The organism is Candidatus Symbiopectobacterium sp., assembly GCF_020054415.1.
Lineage (GTDB): Bacteria > Pseudomonadota > Gammaproteobacteria > Enterobacterales > Enterobacteriaceae > Symbiopectobacterium.
On the sequence record NZ_JAHWCO010000536.1, the window covers coordinates 1 to 5009 of the forward strand.

Annotated in this window: 4 protein-coding genes and 3 pseudogenes; 4 read left to right on the top strand and 3 right to left on the bottom strand. The window is 51.5% G+C overall.

The genetic code is table 11. The features are described 5' to 3' along the window. Positions 1-279: pseudogene (locus tag QZ506_RS15750) on the top strand (integrase core domain-containing protein); the annotation flags it as partial. A gap of 58 nt (positions 280-337) precedes the next feature. On the opposite strand, the pseudogene QZ506_RS15755 reads toward QZ506_RS15750, so the two are convergent. Further along, positions 338-1825: pseudogene (locus tag QZ506_RS15755) on the bottom strand (aspartate:alanine antiporter); the annotation flags it as partial. A 361-nt stretch (positions 1826-2186) separates the two neighbouring features. On the opposite strand from QZ506_RS15755, the gene QZ506_RS15760 reads away from it, so the two are divergent. After that, a complete protein-coding gene (locus QZ506_RS15760; protein WP_291972326.1) occupies positions 2187-2555 on the top strand; it encodes an inner membrane protein YbjM in 369 nt (122 codons plus the stop codon). 63 nt (positions 2556-2618) lie between these two features. Here QZ506_RS15760 and QZ506_RS15765 read toward each other — a convergent pair whose 3' ends face one another. Continuing rightward, positions 2619-2882: a GrxA family glutaredoxin gene (locus QZ506_RS15765; protein WP_195312865.1), complete on the bottom strand. Its 264-nt coding sequence runs from the start codon at positions 2880-2882 to the stop codon at positions 2619-2621. Between the two features lie 263 nt (positions 2883-3145). Between QZ506_RS15765 and nfsA the strand changes: the two are divergent. Further along, positions 3146-3814 (top strand): annotated as a pseudogene (gene nfsA / locus QZ506_RS15770) (oxygen-insensitive NADPH nitroreductase). Positions 3815-3886: 72 nt separating this feature from the next. Continuing rightward, entirely contained in the window at positions 3887-4786 is a 900-nt protein-coding gene (rimK, locus tag QZ506_RS15775) for a 30S ribosomal protein S6--L-glutamate ligase (RefSeq protein WP_291972328.1), read from the top strand. Between the two features lie 7 nt (positions 4787-4793). Here the strand turns inward: rimK and QZ506_RS15780 are convergent. Further along, the coding region (locus QZ506_RS15780) for an IS1 family transposase (protein ID WP_291972333.1) at positions 4794-5009 on the bottom strand (216 nt) is incomplete at its 5' end.

The window sequence follows — 5009 nt, forward strand, 5'->3', positions numbered from 1 at the left end:
AACGATATCGAGCATACGAAAACGAAGGCGATTTCTCCGCAGACGAACGGCATCTGCGAGCGCTTCCATAAAACCATTTTGCAGGATTTTTATTAGGTTACGTTCCGCAAGAAGTTATATGGAGACCTGGAAAGCCTGCAGGTAGATCTGGACAACTGGTTGTAGCATTACAATAATGAGCGAACTCATCAGGGAAAAACGTGCTGCGGGCGTACGCCGATGGCCACTTTACTCGATGGAAAACGGATCTGGGCAGAAAAGAATCTGAACCATATGTAATCTGACAGACACCTGTATAAATAATCGGTAACTGTCAGATCAGGTCTGAGCTAGTACACATAATGGCACCAAACAGGAAACAGATCACCACCGTGATCATGCTGATCGCCAGTCCTGCAAACAATATTTGTACGCCCACGGAGCCAAAACTGGTGCCGATGGTGCTGCAAGCGCTCAGGCCAACGCCCTCCATAAACACCATCAGACCAAACTCTTTTACCATATTCAGCGCGCCCTGTGGGATATAGCCAAAGGTCGGGTGGTTGGCGCGTAGGAAGCCCAGCATGATCCCGGCAAACAGCAATCCGGCTGCACTACCAATGGCAAAATTGAAGTTACGGTACTGGAAGGTGATAAGCCCGACCATGATGCCGATGATAAAGGAGGCGCAGAACGCGAGCAGATCGGTAATCTGACTGTGGATGGAAATAAACCCGATGCGATCTGCGATGCTTTTCACCCGCCGGGCATCGCCACTCACCTGTGGTACATCCCCTTTGTTCAGCACCACGCCATCATCAATGGGCATTTCGATCTGGTTGCGTACGATGCGGTTTAAAAAGCAGCCGTGGTCGGTCAGTTTTAGCTGGCTGAGGCGTTTGCCGACGCCGTTGTTGTTTTTGACCACTATCTCTTCGGTGACGATGCGCATATCGAGCAGGTCGCGATCGAACACTTCCTTGCCGTCACGGAAATTGGAATTGAGGCGAGCATGGGCATCCGGGTAGCCCACCAGAGCAATTTCATCACCCAGTTGCAAGGTGGCATCCCCATCGGGAGTGGCGAGAATGCCGTTACGGCGCAGAAGCTCAATGGAGCAGCCGGTTTGCCGGTAACTGCCCAGCGCGCGCAGATTTTTTCCGTCAGCACAGGCGACCAGCTCCGGTCCGACGCGATAAGCACGGATAATGGGGAGATACACTTTACGTTGGCTGTCGGGATCGAGGCCGCGTTCACGCGCGATTTGTTGCGCGCTGGTCGGCAGATCCTGATGTTGCGGTTTCGGCAGATAGCGCGCGCCAAAAATCAGGCTGACCAGACCGATCAGATAGGTAAGCGCATAGCCAAGGCTCAGGTGATCCAACTCGACGCTGAGCTGCGGATCGACACTGTTAGCATTGCGCAGCGCATCTCCGGCTCCGACCAGCACGGGCGTTGACGTCATTGCCCCCGCCAGCATGCCTGCTGTCAGGCCGATATCCCAACCGAAGAGCTTGCCCAACAGCAGTGCCAGCACCAGCGCTGAGCTGACCAACACTAAGGCAAGGGCGAAATAGTTTTTACCGTCACGAAAAAAAATGGAGAAAAAATTAGGGCCCGCTTCGATACCGACGCAAAAAATAAACAGCATAAAACCAAGATTCAGCGCATCGGTATTTATGGCAAAATGTTGCTGCCATAATAATAACACCACTAAAACACCAATGGAATTACCAAGTTGAACGCTGCCTAGCCGTATTTTCCCCAGGCACAGCCCCAATGAGAGCACCACAAATAACAGCAGTATGTAATTCCCGTTTAACAACTCAGCGACGTTTATATTCATGGACTTTAACGTGTTGTTTACTATTAAGTTCTTGATATTAATGAAGGTAAGGGCTAAATTTATTGCCATTCACTCAGAATACTCACTGTAGGGCAATGGCGGAACAGAGCGTGAAGAATCCGGCAGAGAAAGCGCGTGATTCGGCACAGGTACCATCCGTTTCCTGAAAATAAATTGCCTGAAGCATAGCAAGAGTGCTGCCATCTTAGTTGGGTGTTTGTGTTACAGCCAGCCTTTATTTTATAAAAAGTGATGCCGCCTTGCTTGTTGTTATATCAGGTATATTCCGATGTTGTTCCGATTAAATACACCTTACTCGGCCTCGTCTTGCGATGTCGGCGTGGGGCAAAGAGAGGCGAATATGGGAAGCAATAAGGGGTGGGTGGGTGCAACCTGCTGTTTTTTATTGTTTACCGTGGTGTTTTTGAGCCAAAAAATGGATGTCTTTTCGACAACGGAAACGGGATTTCGGGGAGAGCCTGGAATGCTGTTGTTTTTGCTGCCCGGCATTGTAGCCAGCGGTTTATCGGCACGCGGCCGCTTGCGTTATCCCTTTCTCGGCGCACTAATGGCCATGCCGCTGTGCCTGATTATCCTGCATTTTTGGAGCACACCGATGAACGCGTTCTGGCAGGAATTGGCCTATGTGATGAGCGCCGCGTTCTGGAGTCTGATGGGCGCGCTGGGGTTTTTGTTCGTCTACGTCTCGTGCCAGCGGTATTTTCGCTGAAGATAAAAACACCAAAGGCGCAGGGTGCTCCTTTGGTCAGTATGTTGTCGATGCGTTACCGTTTTACTGAAACAGGTTCAGGTTCGCTTTGGCATAGGCTTCGAAATCGGTACAACCGCCAATGTGTTTTTCGTCCAAAAAGATCTGCGGAACCGTCTCAACCGGCTTACCCACGGTTTTAGACAGGTCGTCTTTGGTGATTCCTTCTGCGTGAATATCAACGTAGCGGAAACTGAAGTCGTCACGTTGTTCGGTCAGTTTTTCTGCCAGCGCTTTGGCGCGAACACAGTAAGGGCAGCCAGGGCGGCCAAAAATAACAGCAAACATGTTAACTCCTTATCAAAACAAAAGGCTGTAAACGATATTATCCTTGTCTTTCTGTGGTGCTACTATGCCCCCATCTGCGCTGAAAAAAAAGTAGTAAATCCCTGTTACATTAATATGTGATGGCTATCAAACTACATAACATACGCTGAGCAGCATTGGTCAGTTGCGACGGCTGATTTATACTGCCTGTTAAGCGCCTGGCTATCCGGTTCACTCAGCCGACCCCGCGATCTTCAGGACACACCATCATAAGGACACGAAGCGTGACGCCAACTATCGATCTGCTGCTAAAACATCGATCTATTCGTGCTTTTATCACACAGCACATTGCGCCAGATGCGCGCGACGCCATTATTGCTGCTGCCCAGAGCGCGTCCAGTTCGAGTTTTTTACAATGCAGCTCCATTATTAGCATTACCGATCCTACGCTGCGCCAAACGTTGGCCCATTATTGTGGCGATCAGCAGCATGTAGCCGCCGCCGCAGAGTTTTGGGTGTTTTGTGACGATTTCCATCTCCACCTAGACATTTTCCCGCAGGCGAAAACCGGGATGGCAGAGCAACTGCTGCTGGGATGTGTAGATACAGCGCTGATGGGGCAGAACGCACTGGTCGCGGCTGAATCGCTGGGGATGTGCGGGGTATTCATCGGCGGTATTCGCAATCACATTGCCGATGTTACCGCGTTGTTGGCGTTGCCACCGCAAGTCTTACCGCTATTTGGCCTCTGTCTGGGCTACCCTGCCGCGACGCCCGACCTCAAACCGCGCTTGCCCGCCTCGCTGGTGGTACACGATAATGGCTATCAACCGTTAGATAAAGCGGCGTTGGCACAGTATGACCAGCAATTAGGAGATTACTACCAGTAGCGTGGCAGTAATCGTCGTCGCAACACCTAGAGTGAGCACGTGCAGAGCACACTGCAAAAATAGCTGAGGCCCTTTATTCTGGACTACTTGCATCAGCAAGGCTGGGCAATCCGCTAAAACGTGGGTGAGGAATTGATGAAGATCGCCATTTTATCACGGGACGGCAGTCTGTACTCCTGCAAGCGGCTGCGTGAGGCCGCGGAAGCACGCAAGCACGTTGTTGATATTATTGATCCGCTCTCGTGCTATATGAACATCAACTCTGCTGCACCTACGGTGCATTATCGCGGCCGCCAGTTGGTAAAATACGATGCGGTAATTCCTCGCATCGGCTCGCAAATTACCTTTTACGGCACCGCAGTGTTGCGCCAGTTTGAAATGCTGGGAAGCTTTGCGTTGAACAACGCGCTCTCAATCACTCGTGCACGGGATAAGTTGCATTCGCTGCAACTGCTGGCGCGCGAGGGCATCGATTTGCCAATCACCGGTTTTGCGCATTCACCGGACGATACCAGCGATCTAATCGATATGGTGGGCGGAGCACCGCTGGTGGTTAAACTGGTGGAGGGTACTCAGGGGATAGGTGTGGTGTTGGCGGAAACGCGTCAGGCGGCCGAAAGCGTGATTGATGCATTTCGCGGCCTGAATGCGCACATCCTGGTTCAGGAGTATGTGCGCGAGGCGCAGGGTAGGGACATCCGCTGTCTGGTGATTGGCAATGAAGTCGTCGCGGCCATCGAACGTCAGGCCAAAGAAGGGGATTTTCGTTCCAATTTGCACCGTGGCGGCACCGCGCGCCCGGTCATTATCACGGAGCGTGAGCGCGCCATTGCAGTGAAAGCAACGCAAACGCTGGGATTGAGCGTGGCGGGCGTGGATATTTTGCGCGCGACGCGTGGGCCGCTGGTGATGGAGGTAAACGCTTCACCCGGTCTGGAAGGGATAGAACGCACTACTCAACTGGATATTGCCGACATGATGATGGATTTCATTGAGCAGCATGCGCGCGATTGGGTCGTGTATTCAATGAGTTGATGTAGCATCAAACGTAGTACTCGCGTTCGATGTAAGCACTGATGATCCTATCGTGCATTTCGGATGATTTTGAATATCCGAACGTCTTGCGATTGAGCCGTTGCAATAGGTTACGCAGTGTCAGATGTGCACGCTCAATACGCTGTGTATACAGCTTGCTAACAATGTGTTTTACTTTTGGAAGTTCGTCGTTGTAAGCCCTGTAGCTATCCGTGTTTGCATG